The sequence below is a fragment of the Hungatella sp. genome, from assembly GCF_046966825.1.
The window spans coordinates 35305-59287 of sequence record NZ_JBKVCZ010000006.1 but is presented as its reverse complement, the minus strand read 5'-3'; the positions used below and the strand labels follow the sequence as shown (position 1 = coordinate 59287).

Genomic DNA, 23983 nt, shown 5'->3' with positions numbered 1-23983 from the left:
TCCCTGACTGAAGATCTTCATGCTCTCCGCAATGTTCTGCACCGGTTCCGCCACGGTCCTGGTGATCAAAAGCGACAGGCAGATAATGATGCCGATGCTCACCAGACAGATAACAGCAGCCAGAATCCCGATTCCGGCAAATGACCGGACCAGTTCATGGTAATCCTTAAAAATGGCAATCTCCCATCCGGTACCGGCCATATTCTGGAAAAGCACCTGATACCGGCCCGATTCCAGCTTCCAGTCTGCCTTCCACATATCCTCGGAATCCCGGTAGCCCGATACCCGGAATCCGGCCTCATTTAAATCTCCCTCCGCAATATCGGCAATACTCCCATTTCCCGCTCCGGAACAGATCAGACCGCCCTCCTCATCGTAAACGGCGATAACCGCATCGGTCTGCACCGTCTTCATCTCTTCCTTCAGCTCATCCGTCCCCACATAGAGAAGTACCCATCCCGTGGTCCTTCCATTGAAATAATTAATTATCTGCCTGGAGAAAACGATAATCTCTTCCCCCTCCTGCTCCGTTCCGTGCCACAGATGCAGCCGGTCCGGACTCTCCTTCGCCCGGGCTCTCGCCTCGCCGGAGAGCGTCGTGTAGCGATCGTCGAAAATCCCTGTAACGAGCTCCCCGTTCCGGTCCAGAATTTCCGCGCGCACACCGCCCTTAATCTGGCTCAATTCGGCCAGCAGCTTGCCCTGCAGATCTCTCGTCAGAGCAGTCCGGTCGAGAAGGCTGATATCCATATTCAGCTTGCGTACGCTCTTGACCACATCGGCGTCGGAGGCAAACGCATTGATTCTCTCCTCCCTGGCTCCGGTCACGATTCCGATCCTGTACTGGATCGTCCCCAGCGCCTGTATGGACTGTTCCTCATAATTGTCCATAATCGTATGGTAAAGCCTGACGCCCATGATGACCCCCAGCACCGCCATCGGCAGAAGGGAAACGATCACAAAACCGATAAACAGTCTTCTCTTCAAGCCAATTTTTCTGAGAAGCGCGGGAATTCGCTTTCTCCTATCCCCCAAGCACGATCCCTCCCTTTTCTTACGTATCAGAGGGCAGGAACTTTTTGTCTCTGTCCTTCACAAACCAGTAGACATCAAAGCCTTCCTGCCATTCTTCCTCCGTCCTGCACAGATACTCTTTCAGCTTCCGGTATTCCTCCGAAACCCGATCCTCTGCTCCCAGTCTCCTGTATTTTAGCATATTTATGTACATTTCGGCAGCTCTGCCGGAATATAACAGATATTTCCAGGCCATCCGGTCCTGTATCTTCTCATCCCCCAAATTCTTCTCAAAAAGAGGCCGGTAAGTTCTGATTAAATCGGCCGCCGCTTTCAGCTTTTCCACAGCCTCCACGCACACTCCCGGATCATCTTTCTCCGGCTGCTCCATATACGACAGTGCAGAGAGCTCCTTACAGTAGGAAAGCACCGCCTCCGCCTGATCGCCATAGACCATGCGGAAATACTTCCGCGCCAGCATTTCAAAGGTACAACTCCTGTTCCAGAGCGTTTCAGCCATCACATACATTCCAAAGCCCGTAGGCGCAAATACCCTGGTCTGCTGGCAGCTCACATACCCGTCAAAGCCCGCCTCTTCCAGGTTCACCAGGTCCTTCCACAGAATTTCCGCCGATCCGTAATCTCCCCAGTCCCGGAACTGATTCCACATATAATGATAATCATACAGAAAGCTGTCCCCCCGAAAAAACTGCTTCCAGGCGCTGCAGTAATGCATATTTTCCCCCGCATTTACCGGAAATCTGCACTGATTCCGTTTGTAAGGCGGAATGAACGGCGTCTCTTCCACCGGAAGCGGCGTCCGGTAGGACCGGGTAATCGGCGCAAACATGAACACAAATCGCTCCGGATTTAGAAGCTTCGCGCTGACAGGCGGCCACAACAGATCATAATATGCCAGAAATACTACCTTTACCGGACTGCCCTCCTTTGAAAGCACCTCATCCACCTGATTTAAAATCTCAATATACCAGTCGGAAGGCCGTTTCGCGGCGCACGCCCCGCATTCACAGCTGTTGTTTCCGTCATCGGCAAGCCACACATGGACCATGTCCAGCTGAGGATTCCCGTGAATATAATGAAGGATCTCCCGCACCAGCAATTCTCTCACCAGCGGGTTGGAGCAGCATAGGCTGGTGTTCAGGGGAACGCCATGAAACAGTCCCCTCTTCCCGTCTATCATCGCCAGATACTCCCTGCGCTCCTCCGGCACCTTCTCCTCCGCCATAGGATCCCATCCCGTACCGGGCAGCCCCGCCGCTCCCGTCGTAAAGCCGTGGCCTCCCGCCTGCCAGATGAGCCCCAGCTTCTTTATATGGGGCACGAGAATTTCTTTCACAAATGCGTCCACCTCTTCTTCCGAGGGAACCGGTTCCTTCTCGTAATATGGATTATTGGTATGGAGGTACCACGTCTTGAAAAACTCATAGGGAATCTTAAACTGTGTGAAATACGTGTTAAAGCCCGCCTTCGGGAGCCAGGTCACAAAGCGCATAATATTTTCAAATGACACGGCGCCTTCTATACAGATTCCGCGGTACCGGCTGGAAGCCTCCTCCCTGATATTTACCGTGTGAGGCCCCACCGATGCAGGAATCCGTTCCCCCTCCCGGTCCGGCCTCAGAAATGCAAAGCCCAGCTCTTTTAAATACCGGTAGGCCCCCAGCAGCACGCTGCGGTTATTGGACCCCTTTATGGATCCCCCGAGATCCGTTACTGTAATAGCGTAGGCGTCTACATTCCGCCGAACGGAGTGAGGGAAACTCTCCATACACTGCCCTTCCTTTCCCCAAAACTCCTCCGGTGTCACCGCCAGTTCCAATATCTTCATATACGGGCTGTGCGTCTCCTGCACCGAGGTCCAGGCAGACACGCCGGCCAGGCTTAAGTAACGTTTTAGTTCCTCCGCCGCGTAGAGGATCGTTTCCCGTTCATTGCGGCACAAAATCAGTACACTTTCTCTCATCTGCTCATCCTTTCACGGAACCGGAAGTCAATCCGCCCACCAAATACTTCTGTGCAAATATAATCATGACGAACGCCGGAAGAACCGCGATGGTTGCCGCCGCGCTCATGGAAGCCCAGTCTGTCGTATTCTGCATCATAAACTGCCGAATTCCCACTGACAGCGTCCGCAGATTCTTATCCTGGATAAAAATACTGGCGATCGTATACTCATTCCACACATTCATCAGAGTAAACACTCCCACCGACGCCACTCCAGGCAGGGAAAACGGGAGGATGATCCTCCAATACGCCTGAAATCGGCTGCATCCGTCGATCATGGCAGCCTCATCCAGCTCCGTCGGAATATCATCGAAAAACCCTTTCAGGGTCCAGATACCGAACGGCAGATTGATGGCCGTATAGATAAGGATAAGGCTGAAATGGGTATCCACCAGATGAAACCGGCTGAGAGTCACATACAGCGGAATCATAATCAGCATGGCCGGCAGCATCTGAAGGATAATGAGAAACATTGTATACCCGTCAAAAAGCACGCCGCGGCACCGTGACAGTCCGAAACCGGCCATCGTGGAAAATACCACACACAGCGCCGTCACGATCAGCGCCACAAAAATCGTGTTGACGAGAGACTGTGCAAAAGAGGTCCTGGTAAGCACATGGATAAAATTATCCAGCGTGGGATGCAGCGTGAACAGCGAGACGGTTGACAGCGTCTCGGACCTCGGTTTTAGCGCGGTTCCAATCATGGACAGAACCGGTAAATTGGCGGCCGCGCAGAAAAAGATCAGAAGCGCATAGATGATCCCCTTTTTATTTTTCATACGTCATCCTTTCCCTTCTGCATTTTCATGTAAACTGCGCAGAAGAACAGAAGAATCACAAGAGTCATCATGGAAATGGCGGATGCATATCCCATCTGTCCCCGGTAGAACGCGGTATTATATGTATAGATCGGAAGCGTAAAGGTCGCCTCCAACGGCCCGCCCTGCGTCAGAAGATAGATAATATCAAAATTGTTAAAGCCCCAGATGAACATCAGAGTCACGACCACCATGCTCACGTTCCGGATCATCGGCAGTGTAATATAGAAAAATGTCTTGATTCCCGTGGCCCCGTCCATCCTGGCCGATTCGTAGACATCCTCCGGAACGCCCTGAAGCCCGGCCAGCAACGACATACACATAAACGGATACGATTTCCACGTTCCCACCACGATGCATGTGATCCGCGCCATTCTCTGATCCGCAAAGAACAGAATCGGCCCATCCGTCAGATGCAGTCTCTGCAGAATCACGTTCACGATTCCCGACTGGTCATTTAAGATCCACAGCCAGTTCGCCGTAGCCACTACGGTCGGTATCGCCCATGGAATCAGAATCAGACCGCGAAACAGCGCTCTTCCCTTAATCTTCTGATTCAGCAGAACGGCCAGAAAGAGTCCCAGCACGTAGCTGGCGGCCACACAGATAAACGCATACTCCAGGGAATACGCCAGGGACGGCCCCATGGTTCTGTCCGAAAACAGCTTAATAAAATTGGCCGCGCCCGTAAACCGGACAGTCTGTCCTTTCTTTAAAATATTCGTATTGGTAACACTTAAATAAATGCTGTTAAACAGCGGATAAAAGCTGACCAGCAACAGAATGATCGTCGGCATGACCAGCATTTTAAGGCCAAACCTACTCCGGTTTTTCTCCATCAGCAGTCCCTCCTTTTTTAATGAAGGTCCGGCCTTTTATAAAAGCCGGACCTCTCTGGTCACTACTCTTCTGTTGCGATGTCGATTGCTTCCTGGATCCTTTCTGCCTGAATTCTGGCGATCTCATCGGTATCCACTTTACCGTTAAGCGCCTCCTGTGCGCTGTAATTCATCGTCTGCTCTCCATTTACCTGAGAGAACCCCGGGAAAATGTTCTCGATCGGCCAGGTACACGGTACTGCGGTTGGCACGATCTTATTTAAAACGCCCTGGGCAACCTTGTTGTTAAAGGTCTCACCGCTGAAGAAGGATTTCTTCGCCGGATACGCCCAGCAACCGCCTTCGGTATATAAAGCGCTGCAGTTCTCTGCCCACCATTTTACAAACTTCTTCGCTTCCTCCGGGTGCTTTGTCTGTGAGAATGCCATCAGAGCGTCACTAAAGCTGGAGGTTCTGACCGCGGTTCCGTCCGGTCCCTTAAATGCGCTGAAAACCTCGGTATTTTCCAGAATCTCCGGATAATCAAAGATGGAAGCCGGGAAGCTGGTAAACCAGAACACGGACTTGCCGCTGTAATACAGTTTCTCCGCATCCGCCGATTTATGCCCCAGGACACCATCAGCCACATAGCCTTTTTCCTTGAATGTTTTAAACAGATCGATGGCCGCCTTATATCTGTCATCCGTACTTCCCGGCGTACCATCCTCCTTCACGATTCCAGCGTCATTGCTCATGGCGAAGCACATGAAATAGTGCCACAGTCCCATGTCGGCTCCCGCGAAATCCAGAGGAGTCAGATCCGGGCGAACCTCTTTGATCTTCTCACACGCCGCCAACAGATCATCCCAGGTCTCCGGAACCTTTTCGATTCCGCACTCCTTTAAATAATCGCTGCGGTAAAAGATTCCTCTGTATCCCACCATATAAGGAACTGCGATCTGATCGCCGTCGTAAGTAAATGATTTCATTGTGGCTTCCCCATAGTCATCAATGGTTCCATCCTGTTTCCACTCCGCCACTACGTCATTAAGTTCCAGAGCCTCGCCCATTCTGGCGTACATATCCGGAAGATCCAGAGCCACACTGGCCACGTCCGGCGCCGCATTAGAGCTGACCGCGGTTAAAAACAGCTGGTAATAATTATCCCACGGCTGTACCGTAACCTCGATATTCACGCCCGGATTCTCGCTCTCATACTGTGCAATCAATTTTTCGCAGGTCTCTAAGTAGGCGTCATCACTACCATAGTTCATCTCCCAGAACTGCAGCGTTATCTCGTCCTTCTGCTCCTCTTTGGCTGTCTGTGCCACGGTCTCTGCTTTTGCGGTAGTCGTCTCCGCCTCCGTTTTCGCTCCGGCCGTGTCTCCTGCTCCGGAAGTGCCGCTGTTCCCCGCACAGCCGCAGAGTCCCGCCATGACGGCCGCCGTCAGCGTCAGAGTAATCCATCTCTTCTTCATTGTAAAACCTCCCTCTCATTTGTCCTCTTGATCTGTTGCTTGTCTCCTTACCCTGGAGTGTGTTTGAAAATTTCTTATCGTCAGCTGTGCGTCACACTTTGTGGGAGATTTTGTCCCCATGAAGGAAGCGTAGTGGGCTACGCTGTCTAAGTTGGGGCCAAATATGCCGCGCAGTGGCTCGCAGATGGCGGATATGAATTTTCAAACACGCTCCAGCATTCATAGCTTCCTTATGTCAAAACTTCTTACTGCCTGATAAGTCTATTATAAGTAAGAGGAGGGACAATCTTCAACGGAGATAATTTTATAAAACCTGTAATTTTTTTACTTTCGCTCGGCTAAAGTCTCCGGCACGGCTGAAGTCTCCAGCACGGCTGAAGTCTCCAGCCGGTCCTCCAATAAAGTCTTTGAGACCTTCATGGCATGGATTATCTTTTCGTACCGCCTGAACTGTGCCGTCCCCTTCTCGTATTTCGACTGCGCCTTCTCACATTTACTGATGATGGAAACAATTGGAGGAACCGTTGATTTCAGTTCCTCCATTAAAGAGCTTTCTCCCAATATTTCGCAATTGTCCAGTGCTTCGTATTTCCCCGTCTCTTCGCATTTCCCCATCTCTTCACACCTCACCGCAGACAGTTGCTCCCCCATTCGCAAAAGTTCTGTTTCAACCAGTTCCTTTGAGAGATAAAGCGCCCTTATTCTGTTTTTCAAAAGCGTATGCTGAGAGGTGCCTTCTCTGAATTTAGTCTGTGCATTCTCGCACCTCCCCACAATCGAGGCGATCACAAAAAGCGTCTCTGTCAATTCCTCTTTGCTGAGATGAATCATCCTGTTTTTCTCCTGATTTCCGTAGGCTTCCACTGTTTACCAACATTACAGCCGTTCTATAAATTCTTCTCAATTGGAATCCATAGCTGGCACACATACTTATCCGACTGCATATCTCCCGTCGGATAAACCTGAATATCAAGTCCGCTGCTGGGCTGGTATTCGCTGCTGGGGAAGAATTCAGAATAGACCGTATGCTGCATTTCCTGAAAAGCCCCGGGAATAGGACCGACACATTCAAAGACCGCCCAGGTGTAAGCTGGAATCTTCTCCACACTTAATTCTTCCGCAACCGGTCCTCCATCATACATCATGCCGATCGCATAGACAAATTCGTTCGCTTGTGGATTTTCACTCAGGCAAAGCCCAAGCAGTGCATCTCCAAAGATCCCTTCCTTCGAATTCCGTTCAAACAGCTCAAGCATAGTCTTATCTCTCCAGCACTCTCCCCAAAACTCTGGCAGCTGCCTGTTGCTGGTCTCCAAATCACAGGAGAAATTTTTCTTTTTTACAATAACCTCTAACTCACCCATCTTTTCAATTCTGTACTTCATGGTACTGCCTCCGTCCAAAATAAGTTTTACGGAAAGGCGTGAAAAGGATTTTAACTTTGCTCTGCCCGACTTCGCCTGTACTGGCGTTATCCCATGAAAACGCGAAAACGCTCTTCCAAAACTCTCCGGCGAATCATAGCCATACTTAAGAGCCACATCAATCACCTTTATATCAGTAGACGCAAGTTCACTGCCGGCAAGTGTGAGCCGCCTCATCCTGATATATTCCCCCAGAGAGTATCCGCACAAAATCCCAAATACCCGCTGAAAATGATACGGTGAATAATTTGCCTGTGCCGCAATATCCGCCGCCTCCAGTTCTTCTGTCAGATGACTCTCAATATAGTCGATCGCCTTCTGCAAGCCGCTGATCCAGTTCATCCCCTCATCTCCTTCCGTATAGCCCTATTCTATCCTGTCATCGCAGATTCATCCTGACTTTTTATGCTCCCGGATGTCAGTATACCACGGTCATACACCACCTGCTCGTTGTTGTTCATACACCACGGTTCCTGTCAGGTTCCCATCCTACTTTTCTTCGTAAAACGCCTCAAGAATTTCAGCCAGCTTTTCCGGCGCCTCTACATTCACTTCGTGCCCGCAGCCTTCCAATATCTTTATTCCCGCCCCATGAATCTTCTCTGCCATCATTTCAGACGCCCCTCTATTTGCCCGGTCCTTCTCCCCGCAAACGATCAGCGTCCTGCAATCCACTTTATCCAAATCTTCTTTGAAATCCAATGCCATCATAGATTTTGTCAACTGAATCAGATCTCTCTTACCTATCCCCATTTTCTTAAAAATCCCATTCGGCATCAACTGAAATATCATATTCTGCAATCTTAAAAGCCCCTTCGGCATCACGCACTGTCCCCCTATCAAGACCAGTGACTTTACCTTTCCCGGATGCTCCACCACATAATTTAACGCAATCACAGCACCCAAAGAAAGACCACAAAGCCCAAACTCCGTTTTTATAGACTCACAGTACGCCGAAAAAGCCTTATATACTCTTCTATATGAAATCTCTGATCCCTCTTTAAATGCAAATACGTTCAGACATTGAATCTCTTCCTGTTCTCTCATGCAGGAAACTGTTTTATTCCAACTATCTGGCCCCTGTCCAAGTCCATGTATAAAAATATACTTCACTCTTTGCTCTCCTCAATCTATTTATTTACTTTTATCGTCTGAGAACTGATTTTTTACGTAAATCTAATACACTCTGACATTACTGATGTAGTCCCCTCAACGGTTCATATTTGCAATAATCTTACGATTTTAAATGCACACTGCCAGCGCTGGCGGAAACATCTACAAAACTGAGATGTTCATGGCTGCGGGTGTATTTCAATCCACTCTGATATCGCTGGCGAAGACCTGAATACTACGATGCCATGATTAAGTACCAGCGAATTTCAATCCACTCCGCCATCGCTAGCGGAGACAGGGAAGCAATGACAGCGCAGCGGCTTACATTCAATTTCAATCCACTCCGCCATCGCTAGCGGAGACAGCAAACTCGCACATATTACACCATACAATCAGCAATAATCATATGCAATTTGCACACATTTCATCGAATCAACTCATCCAATCCTCCCATTTCCCCTCCATAGCCGCAAAATTCTCGGTGCGAACCTCCCAGGGATTTTATGATCACTTCTGGTTCGCACCGTAATTCACATGCTAGAAAATGAGAGGTTTTTCTACATTTACACCTTTTTCGACACCAAAATGTTCCACCTTCGTGTCATGTTTGTTGCCCAGATAATAAAACCTCAAGCTGTCAACACGAACATCAATCAGGTCCTTCAACGCCGCTTTTAACATCACACACTGGGCGTTATCCACAATACATTCGAATACCGAATTTTGTACCCTGGTACCATAGTTTACGCATTGCTTTGCGACCTTACGCAATCTCGTCTTTCCCGCAGCGGTCTCGGTATTTACATCATAGGTGATCAGCACCAGCATAGAGAAACGCCTCCTACTTCCAGAAAAATGGCGGATACTCGTCCAAATCTCCTCTTAAATATCGTGCCAACAACATTGCCTGTACAAAAGGAATCATCCCCCACTCCACCTTTTCCCCTAAATAAGGATGCGTTATGACTTCCTTTTTTCTGTTTTGCCACTCTGTCAACAACAGCTTCCTGGCCCGGTCTGTCATTAATACAGCGCCGTCTTCCTTCTTTGAGAAATCTTTTCCACTAACCATTTTACGGTTGATCAGACCCAGTACGAAACGATCTGCGAGCACCGGTCGGAGTTCCTCTATCAGATCAAGTGCGAGTGACACCCTTCCCGGCCGGTCCGTATGCATAAATCCCACATAAGGGTCAAGCCCCACCGTTTCCAGCGCAGAAGCCACCATATTAGTTAAGAGAGTATATACAAACGACAGCATCGCATTTACATTATCTAACGGCGGCCGTTTATTTCTCCCCGAGAACTTAAAATCTTTTTTCTGCTGTAAAATCAACTGATCAAATACACGAAAGTAAACACTGGCGGCTTCGCCTTCATACCCCCTAAGCTGAGCCATGTCCGTACATTCCCAAACATAATTTAATGATTGCTGCATAAATGCAGACGCACGCTTCAACGCATCAACATCCACCTGTAAACCATGATCCCTGGTCGCACGCTCCAGAACCCATTTTCCATTATATATCTTTCCCAGGATACAATTCTTTGCTACGCCCAGGCTGAACTCCGCATTTTCGGACGCTTCATACTGTTTCTTTCTTAAAATGACATTTCCTCTGACACCGCCAGTCACTCTTGCCAGAAATTTTCCCTGAGGCGTCATAAAACACAATGAAATATCGCGCATCGCGCAGCCGCCCATCAGTGCAGGACTGATCCCTCTGTATCCAAAACAAACAATTGCCTCGAGATTATGCAGGGGAATACGCCCCAGTTCCTCCTCTTTTTCCAGAATCACCACATTTTCGCCATCCAAAGAGAGATAACTGTCCGGGGAAGTCACATATAATGTATTTAATAATTTTTTCAAAGCGCTTCCTCCTCCGTAATTTTGTCATGCACATATTCCTTAACTGAGGGCGTTTTTCCCAGCTTCGGCATACAGATCTCTTTCAAAGAACAGGCATTACAGCTCTTTGACCACTTTACCTTAGGAGTGTACTGCTTATCGAAAAGCTGATGCATTTCCTGAAAATACTGCCTTACTTGAGACCTCATCTCCTCTGTAAACAGCACCTTCTCTCTATGCCGGATTTCGCCATAATAAATGGCGCCTTCTGTAATTTCCGCAGAAAGCATTTCCTCCAAACACATGGCCTGTGCGGTAAGTTGTAAGACATCTACGGGAATATCTTTCGGCTTTCCTCTCTTATACTCAATCGGATAGACTTCAAACAGCCCTCTGTGACCATAGAGAGGAACGCCATCTTCCTTTCTTCGAAACTCCACAATATCACAGGCCCCGGAAATCCCCATCGTTCTGGACTGCACCACTAATCCCCGGCTGATAATCACATCAGATCTCTTCTCGGTGGCCCAAATATCATGAGCGCGCTCATGAAGCAGTTCCCCCTCTGCAGTTCTCTCATTCTCCTGCCACTGCTGCTCAATGTGAATGAGTGCCCATTGTCTCCTGCAAAATGCGAAATGCTGGATTCCTGAAAGCATCAGATAATCCTCTTCCTTGTAATCCATCATATTTTCCTTATAACTTCTACAGTTTCCGGAATCTGTTCCTCATGTATGGAAATCGTATAATCGCCGTATTTTCTGGGATAATCCACATCGTCGTGCTTCCTCACTTCTACAGCATCAAACAGCTTATATGCCGGACAGTCGCCCAATTCTTTGCTGTGTTTAAATACGATCAACTCCCGCACTGCCATCTTACCTCTGGCGGCAGAATGATCGATCTCAAACATATTGATGATTGCTTCCCACAAAAGTTCCAGATCTTCTTCCGAAAAACCGGTAACCTTCCTCGCCAGATTCGCCGATATGTATCCCTCCGTCCGGTACAATGCGTATGGTACAATATTCTTTCGTCCCATTTCCGTGCTCTTACTTTCCGCATCTTTTTCCGTAGTGATTGCAACTCTGGTAATTGTCACTTCCTGACTCACAATCGGATCAATACTTCTGGAAAATCCAAGCTGGACTGGTCCCCGAACCTGTCCACAGTTTAATGCAGCCTTTACAAAGGTCGTCATCACTGCACCAAACGTACGAATATCGAAAAAATTACGACACATGAAATCACGAATCTTACGGTCTACCTCCGGATCTTTTTTCTTTAAATCTTTTATGCCCTTATCATCAGTCCCCAGGTAATCATAAGCGGTGCTATCGCTTCTGTTTAACGGTACATCTTCTTTGATGTATATTTTATACCCCTCGCTGTCCTCCTTCACCGTTTCCACGTAATTGCGTATCTTACGTTTTATACAGACATCCGTCACGATTCCATAACCACTTTCCGGATCAATTCTGGGAAGATTTCCTGCATCAGGGTCACCATTGGGGTTTCCATTTTCCACATCAAACAAGATTACAAACTCATACCTGTTTTTGATAACATCTGCCATCTTACGCTTCCTCCTTTGATTTTTTCTCATATCTCTTCTGAGTCTGATGATAATACCCCAGAATAAATCTGTCCTGAGCATCTAAATTCAGCCGTTTTGGCACTTCCGTTATCTTGCTTTGAAGGGCCCCAAGCATTTTTTCATAATAAATTTCCCTGCCTTTATTGTTCATCTTCCGCAAGTGGCTGTTTTTCAGTTTAAACAGAATTGGAAAGATTGATGAGGGTGTTGCACATGCTGAATTGAAATAGCGGTCTTTTATGGTCGCATTAATCCCCGGATTTGCATCCTCCTGTATGGCTTCCAGCACAGCAAATTCCTGCCCCAGTATGTACGCAACATCATTGCTGTTTTCATTCATTTCCATAGTAATTTCCTCCTCGCTGCAGCCTCTGTTTTTTAACAGATACGCCTTAATTATGGCAGCTCTGCCTCGCGTAATTTTGTAAATGCGGCTGTCACTGTCATCCTGCTCTGACCGTATTCTTCCAAGGACCGCCTGGTGCATGCTTTCCGGATAATTGCTCCCCGAAATAATCGCCCGATACAGACTTCCCGCCATATTGGGAGCCGGTTTCTTATCCTTAGACTTCTTGTTCACCGTCTCAGACAATAATCTCCATACCCCCAGATACTCCATATGATCACCTGATGGTCTCACAATGCGCAGACGATCGTAATGTTCTTTCACATGGCGCAGAATATTTCCAAAGCTATCCTGATAGAAAAACCGCACAGACAGTCTTGCTGCATTGGGAGACAGGCCCAAAATATAGAATTTCTGATCCAATGAAAGACTTTCCTGAGTACCGTTTTCATCTACTGCCTTACCTGCCGCCAAATTTTTAAAAACACCGTCCACTATCTCCTGATTATCTGCCGTTGGCTCCATCATAAAGGAAAATGTCCGGTTATACACCTCTTCCCCATCTTCCGACCAATAAACAATCGCCGTATCACCAATCATGGTCATATGGTCTCTGTCCGCCAAAAGATAGTTTAGTGCAGTCGTGTATGCATAGGCGGCATAAGTGCTGACCGGCGCATTATAGCTCTGCTCTTTTCCATACGATTCAAAGGCCGGCGCATTAAACGATACCAATGCAGCCCCGCTGGACTGAGCACCCGGTACGCCTTTAATCGTTCCATGAATTCTCGCAATTTCTGCCCGTTTCCCGGTCACGAGGCATGTCCCTTCCACGCCGTCTCCTGGCTTTTGACTGTAGGTTTCCCAGGCTGCTTTAACAGCGGGGTCATCCTGGGCGAACTCGTCCCCGATAAAGAAAATTAAATTTCCACCTGCCGTAATCTCTTCCAACCCCTCCGACAGGGCAGTATGTTCCATGGCTTTTCAGGCTTCAGGTTTTAAAATACAGAACCACCGCTCTGGCTGCTTTGCCGCCCGTTTCTTTCAGGATTTCCAGATGTTTCTCCTTTGCCGCCTCAAAACACTCCACAGAGCGCTCCGGCTTTCCTTTATTATCGATACCGAGCAGATAACTGGAATTATCACAAAGAAAATTGGCCGATACGCCGGAGGAACGAGCCACCATCTGCGGAACCTTCCTGATCGTTGGCACTAAAGCGGTCTTCTTCCCCCTTAAGACTGACTCTTTCAAAGGAATGATGCGGAGCAGTTCCCCAGCTTCTGAAAGTTCCAAAGCGAAAGAGATCTTTGCCGAACACCAGCCCGGACTGGTTATTTTCCCCTTTCGTTCCAAACTCTCATAGTATGTTACCAAAGACTGCAGGATCATCGTACCACCTCCTGATCCCGGACATCTAAAACTCCATCCTTTAAGACAGCGCGGAAAAATAAAGGCTGTATATCTTCCGGATTGGAATAATCAAAATCGTAGAACATATAGCCCAGTTCCCTTTCCATACCTTTATATTCCGTCGTTACATCGTCGTCCTCGTAGAGTTCAAATTTGGCAGGAAATTCCCGGCAGCCGAAGTATGGCGTATGGTAACACTCTCCCCGTCTCAGCCTTCGCATAATAATGTCTTTAAACTTCCCCGGGTTATCGCAGTCGCTCGCATGATCCGTCATGTCAAAATGTGCTTCGATTACATAATCCACATCCTTAAGAAGAATTGCCGCCCTCTGTACAATTTCCTGACGGCAGCTGATAAACAGCGGTTTATTTCCTCCATTCATAACATTTAAAACACTGCTGGCTAAGGCCTTGCTTTTCACCTCATTTCGGCGTATGCTGGTAAACTGGATTGGCTTTCTCACATAAATTTTATCAATCACCCATTTCATACCGGGATGCCAGTAGACCGCCTCCAGCATTCCCCTCGCCGCCGAGGGCGTGATCACATCGTAACTGCATCGTTCTACTTTCATCTCCGGCCGGGAAAAGAGGGCCAAATCCCCCCATACCCGCACCCGTACACCACGGCTCATGTTTTTCCTCCTTCCAATCATCATCTTTCTATAATAATTATAAAAAGACCGCCTCCCCTCTTTCTGCATTCAAAATCAATCCCATTTCATCGGTATACTGCTCCGGATTTCTCAAACGATAGAATTTCAAATCCAGTGCCTCCAGTTTACCTGCGCCATTTAAATTTTCAAAATCTTTTTCAAATATATGAATGCTGTAATGTCCCGCTTCCCGGACAAGCTGACGGGAGTGTTCCCCCCAGCGTATTCGCTGTACAATCTCCTGGGCCTTAAATTCCTGATCGATCAGAATCGTCTTTGTGTTGCCCTCTTCAATTAATGAAAACTCAACTGCAATATCTACAAATGGAAATAAAAGGGAACGGCCGCCCTTTTCCAGTTGCTCCACAATCCCTTTTACGTCTAACCCCTTTTCCCCTTTATAATAATAGAGGCGTTTGAAATATTCTTGAATTGCCTCCAGTGACGCAATGTCCACATATTTTTCTGCAGTCTGTTCAGCAGCCACAATGGGCTGTTTTAATTCCGGCGGAAGATGGATATCCGCTGATTTCTCCAGGGTAAATACTAAAGTATGGCAGTCATCCTTCCTCCTTTTTCCTTCACGATTACATCTTCCGGCTGCTTGTATAACAGAATCAATTCCTGCCAGCTCCCTGTACACCATTTGAAAATCAAAATCAACTCCTGCTTCAACAAGGCTGGTCGCAATCAGCCTGCACGTTTTTCCCTCTTTCAGGCGATCCCTTATCTCCCGAAGCAGCCTCTTTCGATGCTCCGGATACATCAGAGTAGACAAATGATACGTCCCCTCTTCCTTTACCGCCTCGTAAATTTTCTGTACCTGCCGTCTACTGTTTAAAATACACAGCACCTGGGTTTCCTGCTTTAATAAAGCGACTAACTGTTCTTCCGATATTTTCCCTATTTCCTGAATGTCGGTCCTTCTAAAAAACTCATACTGTCCCTTTACATCCGGGCATATTTCTTCGCATTTCATTGTACCCGGGAAAAACGGCTGCAAAGAAGGCTGAGTTGCGGTGCACAGCACGGCGCTACAGCGATAATTGACAATCAGCTCGGTAATTGCCCGTATACATGGCTGCAAGTATCTCACCGGAAGCATCTGCGCCTCATCAAAAATAATAACGCTGTTGGCAATATTATGGAGTTTTCTGCATTTTGATGTTTTATTTGAAAACAGGGATTCAAAAAATTGAACATTGGTCGTTACGATCACCGGTTTGTCCCAATTTTCAGCAGCCAGTTGGGACCGCACCAGTTCCTCCTCGCTCTCGAATACCACATTACAATGATCCTCCAAAACATTTTCACACCCCAGAATATCCTTAAATATAGCCGCATTCTGCTCAATAATACTCGTATAAGGAATTACATAAATGACATGCTGCTTGTCATGCCGGATGGCATGATGGAGCGCGAATGCCAGAGAAGAAACTGTCTTGCCTCCGCCAGTAGGCACCGTCAATTGAAAGAGTCCGGACGGCTCCTTTCCCTTTTCCAAACACGCTTTTAAAATTTCCGTTCGTCTCCCGTTAACCGTATTCCTGTCGGTATTCGTAAGCCAGGGCATTATGTAGTCCTGTACACGCTGAAACAGACTGCTCATTGTATCATACGTTCCGCGAGGCACCGGATTTTCAGACATAAAACCTTCCGTATCCAGATAATCAGCATCTACCAGACATGAAAACAGCATACGAATGAAAAACGAGGCAGTAAAACCGAATTCCCCCAAAGGCTGCAGGGGCGGGACCGGAAAATCAGGAATTTCTATTTCTTCTTCGTAAGCATGATAATCTTCCAGCCCCTTTTTCATCCTTCCCATAAAAGTGGCTTCTCCTGCGCAATCGGCACGAGTCCCGCCATTCAGCAATCCCGAATGATGGCCGGAAATGCAGTAGGCTGCATAGATATTTTTTCTTTTATATAATTCCTGGGCGCCTGCCGTCGCATGGTCCGTGATGCTTCCTCCATGAAGACGTTCTTGAAACTTTTCCGAATATTTTCCGATATCATGGATCAGGCCACAGCCGTACCCCCATTCCTTACACTTGAAAGAAGATGCAAAATCACCGGCAAGATGTGCTGTACCATGACAGTGGGCAGCGATCGTTTGCTCTCGAGTTTGATCTTGGCTTATGTGGGCAAGGAACATGAAACATCTCCTTTTTTACACTGATACGACAGCCAGAATATATGACTATATCTACTGTCTTATTTAAGAGTATATATATTTGTGCTATTGAATCAGTGGTGGCCTCGAGGGAAGGTGATTCAAATTGTCAACAATGAGAATTTCAATCCACACCACTGCATCAGTGGTGACAGTGGAAACAACAGTTCATATACTGGTTCCAGAATTTCAATCCACACCACTGCATCAGTGGTGACGGATTATCCTATATCAGATGATAAAATATCCGCCATTTCAATCCACACCACTGCATCAGTGGTGACAACGTATTACCGTTATCTCGCCAGATGGTTGTAAATTTCAATCCACACCACTGCATCAGTGGTGACGAAAAATCTTTTGGAGATCAGCCAGATTGTGGCATTTCAATCCACACCACTGCATCAGTGGTGACATGAGGGAGAGACTGAAAAGACATATGAGTTTTTCATTTCAATCCACACCACTGCATCAGTGGTGACAAAAGTCCCACCCCGGTCCGGGATCAGGCCGGGAATTTCAATCCACACCACTGCATCAGTGGTGACGGCAAATCTGCACAATTTCAGCAACACAATCTATCACAAACTAACCAAAAATTGTCTATATTTCTATTTTAACACTTTATTTCTAATAAAACAATTAAATTTCATCTCCGATTTCTTCATTTTCAGGTGCGAACCTCCAGGCATTTTCACGATCACTTGACGTTCGCACCCGATAATTTATTAGTTTTTTTAGATTATTCTATATTTCCAAACACCACATCAATTTTTCCGCATCCAAATGTAACATTTCTGCCTATATGTAAGACAGAGGCCGCATTCAGCCATGGAGTGAATACTGATAACTCTCCTTGGAACGTCATAGCTCCCATTAATCCGCTTAAATCCATTTTCATATTTCTTCTGGTTGAATATCTGTCTATATTATTTAAATATACTCCAGACGATACTTCCTGCACCATTTCGGAGAGGTACTGCAATGCTTCGATTTCCGCAAAATCCACATACCCCCCATATCGCTCTGTTAAATCGCTCATCCTTCTCGTTATGTTTCTAATAATTGTTGGAAAATCAACGGTTAATAATAAGCTGCCTTTACGTCGTATTCTCAATGGTGTCAGGAAATGGATTGAACCATACGTACTATTTTTCTGAGCTGTATCTGGCACTAATTGGCTTACTGCATTTTTCCATTCCACCCCACCGTTCTTCCAGATCAGTTGAAGGGTCTGTCCCTGTCGTATCTCTGTCAATTCAAAAAGTTTTCTCTCTGCCCCCATCTTAAACCATCGGGTTTCTGCCAGAATTTTTATCACCGGTTCACAATACTGCACGGCATCTCCCAACAATATAAATTGGAAACGCAGTTCTTCTCCAGCCTTATATACTCCATGGAAGCCCGGCGGTTCAATAATATAAGGATTTATAATATCCTGCTTCGCGCCTCCAAAACTACGATTCTCAAATAAATACTGATATACATCTTTATGAGGCAGTAACGCCCACCCCATAATTCCATGAAGTGTTGACCCCATATAATCTGGCAGCGAAGCTGTTTCATGGCATTTTAGCTGGATCAAAAGAGGCAGATAGTTAAGCGAAAAATGAGTCTTATGACGATCAGTCATCGCTTCTCCGTTCTAATGAAATTTTTACAAGCCCATGCGGTAAATTATTTTCTCGATCAATATAGATACCTCCATTTAATGGATCCGCATCCCCGTAAACCTTTGATAATAAAAGCCCTTTATAACCGCCCAAAAATATAAAAGCAGAGTTTTTTCCTAAGTTTTGAGATTGGTACATCATTTCTTTTATCTTTCCCCTCACCTCTAATAATACACCTTTTGTATTAGTTGTATCGTCGCCCTCCGTACCTATAATGTCATTTTCAATAATTTCTTTCAGCCTCTTATCAAGCTGCAATAATTTTTGTTCTGTATTCGACTTAGCATTCAATAAAACAGGCTCAGGATCCCCCTTGCAAAAAGCGTCACCAGATAAAGATACATCCCGATTCAACATTTCGATTTCCAGTTGCTTAAAAAACTCATCGAATTTAACCTTCTTCTTATTTTCTGCAGCTTCTCCCGTCTCCGAAGCATATTGCACTTTATAAAGCTTTCTCAATTTGATATCCTTATACTTCACTGGCATATCATCTATTCCCAGATCACTTGAGCCAATAGCACCTTTTATGGAAGAGCCTGGTATATAATACTGTGTATGCTCGGGGCTATACTCCTTATAGCATCCATACTGGTAGAACGGATAGATGATACTGATTTTTCTTTCTTCCCCCTCTTTATTAATATCAGCCTGATTAAAATGGATCCCTTCGTAATACCCAGCCTGACCTCTTGGGGAAAGGGCAACTGTTGAATATGTTGTTATTCGACAGCAGTATTTCTCAATATTTTTCGTATGCATCACTTGCATCTCCTTCCATCGGATACAAAAATGAATTTCCAAAAATTATTGTTTTCTCGTCTTCAGAATTACAAATGGACCGTCCCACCTCACGAATGGTTTCTCTTACACAAATAACACTGCCAGCCTGAATGAAGCTGATGAATTTTCCTTTATAAGAATTATCCCAGCCTTCTTTTTTGTTATAAGGACGCCGTTCCGATGTAAACAGATGTAAACTGGATTCTCCATAATCAATTTTGTCTGGCAATAACATCCCTAAATTCAAATAACGTTTAACATTATGCTGGTAGAATTGGGACTGAAAAAACACTTCTCCCATATAAAATATATTCATCCCCTGTGACGCGCGTGGCCCCAGAAAAAAAGGTCTCTTATTTTGTCGTGCTAATTGTAAAATCCGAAGAAAATCTGATGCCTCTTTACATTTTTCTATAGCCAGATAAAATTCATAATTCTTTACCAGACTCCCTGATTCCTCCCCAGCTTTCTCAATCTTCACAGCTCTGATCTGCGGAACCGAATATACATTGGGGTCTAAACCTGCTAATCCATAGTTCAGACTGTCTATAGACGCATGTATCTGCTGGGAATCCTGGATCGCTATATATGGATATGCATTTTCTACCTCTTCTCTTTTCTGGACCAGATTCATCAAATGTTCTTTTTCGATATAACGCCGTTTTTTCATTGCTTTGTATACTTTTTTATCTAATCTTCCCCTGCTTATCGCCAGTTCATCCAACAAAAATGTCTGAGGAATTGGCAAATAATTGTCTGGAAGCAAATCAGACAGCGCAAAATAAATCTTTTTTTCCTTTATTTTTGAAACGAAGCCAGAAGCTGTATCATCATTTGTATATTCCGCATACATATAAATCAAAGCACCAAAAAGCTTCTGCGAATCTGGAATCTGAGTAAGTTCCCCTGATAAATCCATCTTCACTCTATATACTTCTATATCTGCCATACTTTATATTCCCCCTAAACGATCACCGTCTCTATCCTTCCATAACCACGACTTCCTGAATTGCCCAACCGATATATCCCATCGTTAAATTCTAATACCGCACTTTTAATAAATTCTTCAATGCCATCCATTTCCAGGAGTTCCATGCGATACAGCAAAATATTTCCGCAGAAAGCAATCTCTGGTCTGACGGTTTTATAAACACGCGGAAGAGATCTTAAGCCATTATCTACTGCAGAATCCATAATAGCATTTTTAGAATCTATAGAAAAATAGTTTTCCTGTGCCTCCTTTTCTGCTGGAAGAAAATCACCGAAAATTAATTTTGGTGTATCATTAAATCCCATAATACCAAAAATATATTCGACAGAAGCATTTTCTATCACCACCCTAAAACGTTCAGCCATTCTGTTCAATCGTTCTTCTTCCACATTCTCACTCATTTTTTTAATACGCTTATCATTTTCCTGCCATAGCTTATTCAAATACGCTCTATATGCATCTTCTATTTTTTTAGCCTGCTGATTATCAGCCGCTGCCATATCACGTATAATTCTTTTTAAAACTCCTTTAAAAGAAGATGCTGGAATTACCGGTAACCCCTGATAATTTATCTTTGTTGCCGCATCGATACCTCCAATCTCAAACGTCGATGGTGTATCACCGATAAACAGGTTTGTTTTTGTCGTTATTCTTATATCTATTCTTTCCATGCTTTGTTACTCCTCCGTCCTTTTTATTTTTTGTTGTAGGATATAGAATCTTGTACTTTATTAATTGATCATTAAGAGCATTAAAAATCAACAGCGTATCAATATAATCTTCTTTCCACAAATTTGTTGATTTTGCTATATCTAAAAAACGCTTTTCATCAAAATATAACGATGGAGGCGGCTTGCAGCCAGCCTTACGTGTTTCCACTGACACCTCATATTTTTCCTTAGTTTTTAAAACATTTAACTGAATCAATTTTGCATCCAAATCTGGATCTGCTCCTAAACTTTTCATCTGATGAAGCAATGATTTCGATAAACGCAATGTCTGATATACTTGTACATCTTTTCCTGATTGATTCTTATATTTCGTATCAATCACAAATAAATCCCGCATTTTTTTGATTTGATCAGAATCAACCGCCCCACTTGTTACAGAATTGAAAAGACTCTCCTGATACAGATATCGTAATACCCTGTTAAATACATTAGTTCTAATATTCTTTTTTTGAATGTCAAAGTTGCTCACATCGTAATCAGGGATATGATCCGTCAGATGAAAACGTTCGTCAGAAAAAAGTAGCAGTAATCTTATATACTGTTCGAATTTTTCTTTTACTCTGCCATCTTTATCATAAAATTTTATAACCGAACTTCTCCCTTTTTTTTCTACCACCTGCTTAAGCAACAGATCAATGAGTAATAACTCACCCTCCCCCAATTTTGACTTACTTTCAAAGTAAGACGGTATCAAATGATAAAAAACTGCATTGCTGTATTTCAGTTTATGTTCTCTTACAGCTGGATCTGTGATTTTACTTAATAATCCATACATAAAGTGATGAACTTTAAATCCTTCTGACTCCGCACTTTTTAGAATTTTAAGATCATGAATAAAGTGAGACCACGACTGTGGTTTAGCATCTTTGTCAATACAATCAAAAAACACGTATTGATTCATACAGATCCGAATATGCGGCTGCATGCTTTTCAAGCCTTCAGAATCTGTTATTTTCGCACACTCCAACTGCCTCTGTACACGTTCATAATAATATCGAATCGGTTCTCTATTGATAGTGAACTCAATTCCAATGCTCATTGATATTGTAAATTTTTCCTCATAATCTGCCTCTATTTCTAATTCATCATTTATTTCTCTCAAGATGACTTTACACAAATTAACACCGGTAACGATATAAGAGGCTGGCACCGCAAATAAAATATCATCTCCAGCAATATAAAGCGGATATAATTTAAAATCATCATCTGTTTTCTTAAATGCTTCTGTTGTCGCTGCTAAAGAATCCAAACATATATACTTGGAAAGGATTTCGCTGATTCTTTTATACTGCTCAAAACTGTTTATTCCTTCAAATAATTGCCCCATTCCGTCCAGGTCCGCTTTGATAACAGCAATACGAAAATAACGTTCATTATCTGTCAGTACTTTGGAATAAAGTTTGTTGATAGTTTCTTCAAACATCGGATATTTTTTTTCATCAGTCCATACTCTCTTATCTGCACTGTATTGAGGTTCAAAGATTATTTGCCGATTTTCTCTTATTACTTCATTCAGACAACTCTTACTTTTTAACCGTTTCTTACACTTTCTAATCACCTGCAATTTATCAGTATCAGATGCCACTTCAGTTTCAAAGCACAAATATTTTATAAAAAGTTTACCGTCATATTCCCTATAATAGAACTCAAAGATTTTTCTCAAAGATTCTTTTATTTGTCTTTCCTCTAGATCCGTCGAAAAAATACAGACACCGGAACACTTTAATAGTATCTCCTTCACCATACCTGAAAAGAATCCATCATTTCCTTCTACTCCAATCATCCGAAATAAATCTTCAGATATGATTCTCGAAGAAGATATAATATTTTGCAACGTGCCGCTGTTCATTTGACTCTTTTGCGTATGTTCGCTAATTGTATCAAACAAAAATGTTTGAACCTTGTCTATGGATAGTGTAACAATTCGAACTGCCATTGTTTTCCTCCCTAATCTTTACTAAATAATTTTACATATGCGCGATGGGGAAAAAGCATAGGGTTATTAATCAACATTAAAAGCTGATTCAACTGAAAATTGAAAGTCATAAGTGATATTGGCCTGCTTTCTTTATCCAGTACCTGATACTCATCCATCTTTATTTTTTCCAGCTCAGCTTTGTCAATTCTACTTCTGCTTTTATCTATATGTTCCTCCATATCCGCTTCATTAACTTCATAAAAATTCAATGCTTTAAACCATTCATACAAATTGGTAAACGCTGTATTGGAAAGCACCTTTATGTATGTTTTTTCTAAATTTTTATTTGCAGCCAGCAAAACAAAATCAAAAATTTCTTTTATCTCAGCCGAAATATTCTGATCCAAAGCACACAATATTCTAATCGGTCTCGTTGACAACTGGGTACCTGTAGGACCCTTTGTAATCATATTAGCTAAACGGGCAACGGATTCTTTTGCAGTGCGCAATTTTTTTATTTCAGCTCCCCACTCTTTGACTGAACGTTCATCTATGCTTTGGCTTTTACATTCAACTACTGCCGCAACCGCTTCAATTGGTATAAACTTCAATTTTCCGTATCGAAATATGTACGGTGTATACATTTCATCCATAATTACCAAATCTATTTCTTTGGATATTCCCTCTTCAGAATCAATAATAAAAGCGGATTGCTCAATTACAAACTTCTTAGGCAAAATCTGTCCAAATAACCCTGCCCAAATTTCTTCTCGAAAAGATCCTGTCGTAGGGCCGTGCAATTCATTTCCCATAAAAAGTTGTTTTGAAATCATCCCTTCAAGTGACTGATAATTTTCTCTAATATTTTCTACAACTTTTAACTTTCTATTGTCACTTTCTTTTTCATTCATGATATTCTCCCTTCATCATTTGTATATTTTTCATAATTTAATTATAATACTAATAGTAATATTTTACAAGTACATGTTTTTATATATTTACTACTAATTTTATAGAGATTTTGTTTTCTTCCGACTTTTATGATAAACTAATATATGGCGATTTTTCTATTAAAATAGAGAATCGAGGATTGAAATTATAATATTAGCAGTAACAAAAAAGAACAACTGTTATAAAAAAACAATTGTTCTTTTTT

The 23983-nt window shown here is 44.2% G+C and carries 19 protein-coding genes, 4 pseudogenes and 1 CRISPR repeat array; of the genes and pseudogenes, 1 reads left to right on the top strand and 22 read right to left on the bottom strand.

The window, feature by feature from the left end; all coding sequences use genetic code 11:
- The 5 genes and pseudogenes from ACLTD4_RS03470 to ACLTD4_RS03450 all read right to left on the bottom strand — a co-directional run.
- A pseudogene (locus ACLTD4_RS03470) lies at positions 1-1035 on the bottom strand (sensor histidine kinase); the annotation flags it as partial.
- 19 nt (positions 1036-1054) lie between these two features.
- Positions 1055-2998 (bottom strand): DUF4838 domain-containing protein, encoded by a 1944-nt coding sequence (locus ACLTD4_RS03465; protein ID WP_117621574.1) that lies wholly within the window; start codon positions 2996-2998, stop codon positions 1055-1057.
- 4 nt (positions 2999-3002) lie between these two features.
- Complete coding sequence (locus tag ACLTD4_RS03460; protein ID WP_055657003.1) at positions 3003-3821, bottom strand: carbohydrate ABC transporter permease; 819 nt, start codon at positions 3819-3821, stop codon at positions 3003-3005.
- The gene (locus ACLTD4_RS03455; protein ID WP_117621572.1) at positions 3818-4699 is read right to left on the bottom strand and encodes a carbohydrate ABC transporter permease; all 882 of its coding nucleotides are present in this window, start codon (positions 4697-4699) and stop codon (positions 3818-3820) included. Before ACLTD4_RS03455 ends, ACLTD4_RS03460 begins: the two co-directional genes overlap by 4 nt.
- Positions 4700-4761: 62 nt before the next feature.
- Positions 4762-6156 (bottom strand): ABC transporter substrate-binding protein, encoded by a 1395-nt coding sequence (locus ACLTD4_RS03450; RefSeq protein ID WP_117621571.1) that lies wholly within the window; start codon positions 6154-6156, stop codon positions 4762-4764.
- Between the two features lie 57 nt (positions 6157-6213).
- Between ACLTD4_RS03450 and ACLTD4_RS03445 the strand changes: the two are divergent.
- Positions 6214-6261: pseudogene (locus tag ACLTD4_RS03445) on the top strand (hypothetical protein); the annotation flags it as partial.
- Here the strand turns inward: ACLTD4_RS03445 and ACLTD4_RS03440 are convergent.
- From ACLTD4_RS03440 to ACLTD4_RS03360, 17 genes and pseudogenes are all read right to left on the bottom strand, one after another.
- Positions 6256-6321, bottom strand: a pseudogene (locus ACLTD4_RS03440) (hypothetical protein); the annotation flags it as partial. The pseudogenes ACLTD4_RS03445 and ACLTD4_RS03440 overlap by 6 nt on opposite strands.
- 159 nt (positions 6322-6480) lie before the next feature.
- Positions 6481-6987 carry a hypothetical protein gene (locus ACLTD4_RS03435; RefSeq protein ID WP_117621570.1) on the bottom strand — a complete coding sequence of 169 codons (507 nt, stop codon included), beginning with the start codon at positions 6985-6987 and terminating at the stop codon, positions 6481-6483.
- 56 nt (positions 6988-7043) lie between these two features.
- Complete coding sequence (locus ACLTD4_RS03430; protein WP_117621569.1) at positions 7044-7922, bottom strand: AraC family transcriptional regulator; 879 nt, start codon at positions 7920-7922, stop codon at positions 7044-7046.
- A gap of 147 nt (positions 7923-8069) precedes the next feature.
- Positions 8070-8693, bottom strand: coding sequence for an alpha/beta fold hydrolase (locus ACLTD4_RS03425; RefSeq protein WP_117621568.1), 624 nt, complete (start codon positions 8691-8693; stop codon positions 8070-8072).
- A gap of 537 nt (positions 8694-9230) precedes the next feature.
- Positions 9231-9521, bottom strand: coding sequence for a CRISPR-associated endonuclease Cas2 (gene cas2 / locus ACLTD4_RS03420; protein ID WP_025532416.1), 291 nt, complete (start codon positions 9519-9521; stop codon positions 9231-9233).
- Between the two features lie 13 nt (positions 9522-9534).
- A complete protein-coding gene (gene cas1c, locus ACLTD4_RS03415; protein WP_029466535.1) occupies positions 9535-10566 on the bottom strand; it encodes a type I-C CRISPR-associated endonuclease Cas1c in 1032 nt (343 codons plus the stop codon).
- Complete coding sequence (cas4, locus tag ACLTD4_RS03410) at positions 10563-11231, bottom strand: CRISPR-associated protein Cas4 (RefSeq protein WP_055656989.1); 669 nt, start codon at positions 11229-11231, stop codon at positions 10563-10565. Before cas4 ends, cas1c begins: the two co-directional genes overlap by 4 nt.
- Positions 11231-12121, bottom strand: coding sequence for a type I-C CRISPR-associated protein Cas7/Csd2 (cas7c, locus tag ACLTD4_RS03405; RefSeq protein ID WP_054356947.1), 891 nt, complete (start codon positions 12119-12121; stop codon positions 11231-11233). Before cas7c ends, cas4 begins: the two co-directional genes overlap by 1 nt.
- A 1-nt stretch (position 12122) precedes the next feature.
- A pseudogene (gene cas8c / locus ACLTD4_RS03400) lies at positions 12123-13878 on the bottom strand (type I-C CRISPR-associated protein Cas8c/Csd1).
- Complete coding sequence (gene cas5c, locus ACLTD4_RS03395; RefSeq protein WP_117621566.1) at positions 13875-14534, bottom strand: type I-C CRISPR-associated protein Cas5c; 660 nt, start codon at positions 14532-14534, stop codon at positions 13875-13877. Before cas5c ends, cas8c begins: the two are co-directional and overlap by 4 nt.
- Positions 14535-14571: 37 nt before the next feature.
- Positions 14572-16713 (bottom strand): CRISPR-associated helicase Cas3', encoded by a 2142-nt coding sequence (cas3, locus tag ACLTD4_RS03390; protein WP_117621565.1) that lies wholly within the window; start codon positions 16711-16713, stop codon positions 14572-14574.
- Positions 16714-16852: 139 nt separating this feature from the next.
- Positions 16853-17279: direct repeats of the CRISPR family, unit length 32 nt; unit sequence ATTTCAATCCACACCACTGCATCAGTGGTGAC.
- 194 nt (positions 17280-17473) lie between these two features.
- Positions 17474-18364 carry a CRISPR system precrRNA processing endoribonuclease RAMP protein Cas6 gene (gene cas6, locus ACLTD4_RS03385; RefSeq protein ID WP_117621564.1) on the bottom strand — a complete coding sequence of 297 codons (891 nt, stop codon included), beginning with the start codon at positions 18362-18364 and terminating at the stop codon, positions 17474-17476.
- Complete coding sequence (locus ACLTD4_RS03380) at positions 18357-19166, bottom strand: hypothetical protein (protein WP_117621563.1); 810 nt, start codon at positions 19164-19166, stop codon at positions 18357-18359. The genes cas6 and ACLTD4_RS03380 overlap by 8 nt, the downstream gene beginning before the upstream one ends.
- Positions 19147-20136 carry a hypothetical protein gene (locus tag ACLTD4_RS03375; RefSeq protein ID WP_117621562.1) on the bottom strand — a complete coding sequence of 330 codons (990 nt, stop codon included), beginning with the start codon at positions 20134-20136 and terminating at the stop codon, positions 19147-19149. Before ACLTD4_RS03375 ends, ACLTD4_RS03380 begins: the two co-directional genes overlap by 20 nt.
- A 14-nt stretch (positions 20137-20150) precedes the next feature.
- Positions 20151-20849 (bottom strand): RAMP superfamily CRISPR-associated protein, encoded by a 699-nt coding sequence (locus ACLTD4_RS03370; protein ID WP_117621561.1) that lies wholly within the window; start codon positions 20847-20849, stop codon positions 20151-20153.
- Complete coding sequence (locus tag ACLTD4_RS03365) at positions 20797-22845, bottom strand: Cas10/Cmr2 second palm domain-containing protein (protein ID WP_117621560.1); 2049 nt, start codon at positions 22843-22845, stop codon at positions 20797-20799. Before ACLTD4_RS03365 ends, ACLTD4_RS03370 begins: the two co-directional genes overlap by 53 nt.
- Before the next feature lie 11 nt (positions 22846-22856).
- A complete protein-coding gene (locus tag ACLTD4_RS03360; RefSeq protein ID WP_117621559.1) occupies positions 22857-23738 on the bottom strand; it encodes a DUF6602 domain-containing protein in 882 nt (293 codons plus the stop codon).
- Positions 23739-23983: the final 245 nt, after the last annotated feature.

What these genes read in the sequence shown, in the direction of transcription:
- ACLTD4_RS03380 (WP_117621563.1), bottom strand. Translation starts at nt 19,166, where the DNA reads ATGCATACGAAAAATATTGAGAAATACTGCTGTCGAATAACAACATAT.
- ACLTD4_RS03430 (WP_117621569.1), bottom strand. Translation starts at nt 7,922, where the DNA reads ATGAACTGGATCAGCGGCTTGCAGAAGGCGATCGACTATATTGAGAGT.
- cas2 (WP_025532416.1), bottom strand. Translation starts at nt 9,521, where the DNA reads ATGCTGGTGCTGATCACCTATGATGTAAATACCGAGACCGCTGCGGGA.
- cas6 (WP_117621564.1), bottom strand. Translation starts at nt 18,364, where the DNA reads ATGACTGATCGTCATAAGACTCATTTTTCGCTTAACTATCTGCCTCTT.
- ACLTD4_RS03375 (WP_117621562.1), bottom strand. Translation starts at nt 20,136, where the DNA reads ATGGCAGATATAGAAGTATATAGAGTGAAGATGGATTTATCAGGGGAA.
- ACLTD4_RS03455 (WP_117621572.1), bottom strand. Translation starts at nt 4,699, where the DNA reads ATGGAGAAAAACCGGAGTAGGTTTGGCCTTAAAATGCTGGTCATGCCG.
- ACLTD4_RS03460 (WP_055657003.1), bottom strand. Translation starts at nt 3,821, where the DNA reads ATGAAAAATAAAAAGGGGATCATCTATGCGCTTCTGATCTTTTTCTGC.
- ACLTD4_RS03465 (WP_117621574.1), bottom strand. Translation starts at nt 2,998, where the DNA reads ATGAGAGAAAGTGTACTGATTTTGTGCCGCAATGAACGGGAAACGATC.
- ACLTD4_RS03365 (WP_117621560.1), bottom strand. Translation starts at nt 22,845, where the DNA reads ATGGCAGTTCGAATTGTTACACTATCCATAGACAAGGTTCAAACATTT.
- ACLTD4_RS03360 (WP_117621559.1), bottom strand. Translation starts at nt 23,738, where the DNA reads ATGAATGAAAAAGAAAGTGACAATAGAAAGTTAAAAGTTGTAGAAAAT.
- cas3 (WP_117621565.1), bottom strand. Translation starts at nt 16,713, where the DNA reads ATGTTCCTTGCCCACATAAGCCAAGATCAAACTCGAGAGCAAACGATC.
- cas4 (WP_055656989.1), bottom strand. Translation starts at nt 11,231, where the DNA reads ATGGATTACAAGGAAGAGGATTATCTGATGCTTTCAGGAATCCAGCAT.
- ACLTD4_RS03450 (WP_117621571.1), bottom strand. Translation starts at nt 6,156, where the DNA reads ATGAAGAAGAGATGGATTACTCTGACGCTGACGGCGGCCGTCATGGCG.
- cas5c (WP_117621566.1), bottom strand. Translation starts at nt 14,534, where the DNA reads ATGAGCCGTGGTGTACGGGTGCGGGTATGGGGGGATTTGGCCCTCTTT.
- cas7c (WP_054356947.1), bottom strand. Translation starts at nt 12,121, where the DNA reads ATGGCAGATGTTATCAAAAACAGGTATGAGTTTGTAATCTTGTTTGAT.
- ACLTD4_RS03435 (WP_117621570.1), bottom strand. Translation starts at nt 6,987, where the DNA reads ATGATTCATCTCAGCAAAGAGGAATTGACAGAGACGCTTTTTGTGATC.
- ACLTD4_RS03370 (WP_117621561.1), bottom strand. Translation starts at nt 20,849, where the DNA reads ATGGAAAGAATAGATATAAGAATAACGACAAAAACAAACCTGTTTATC.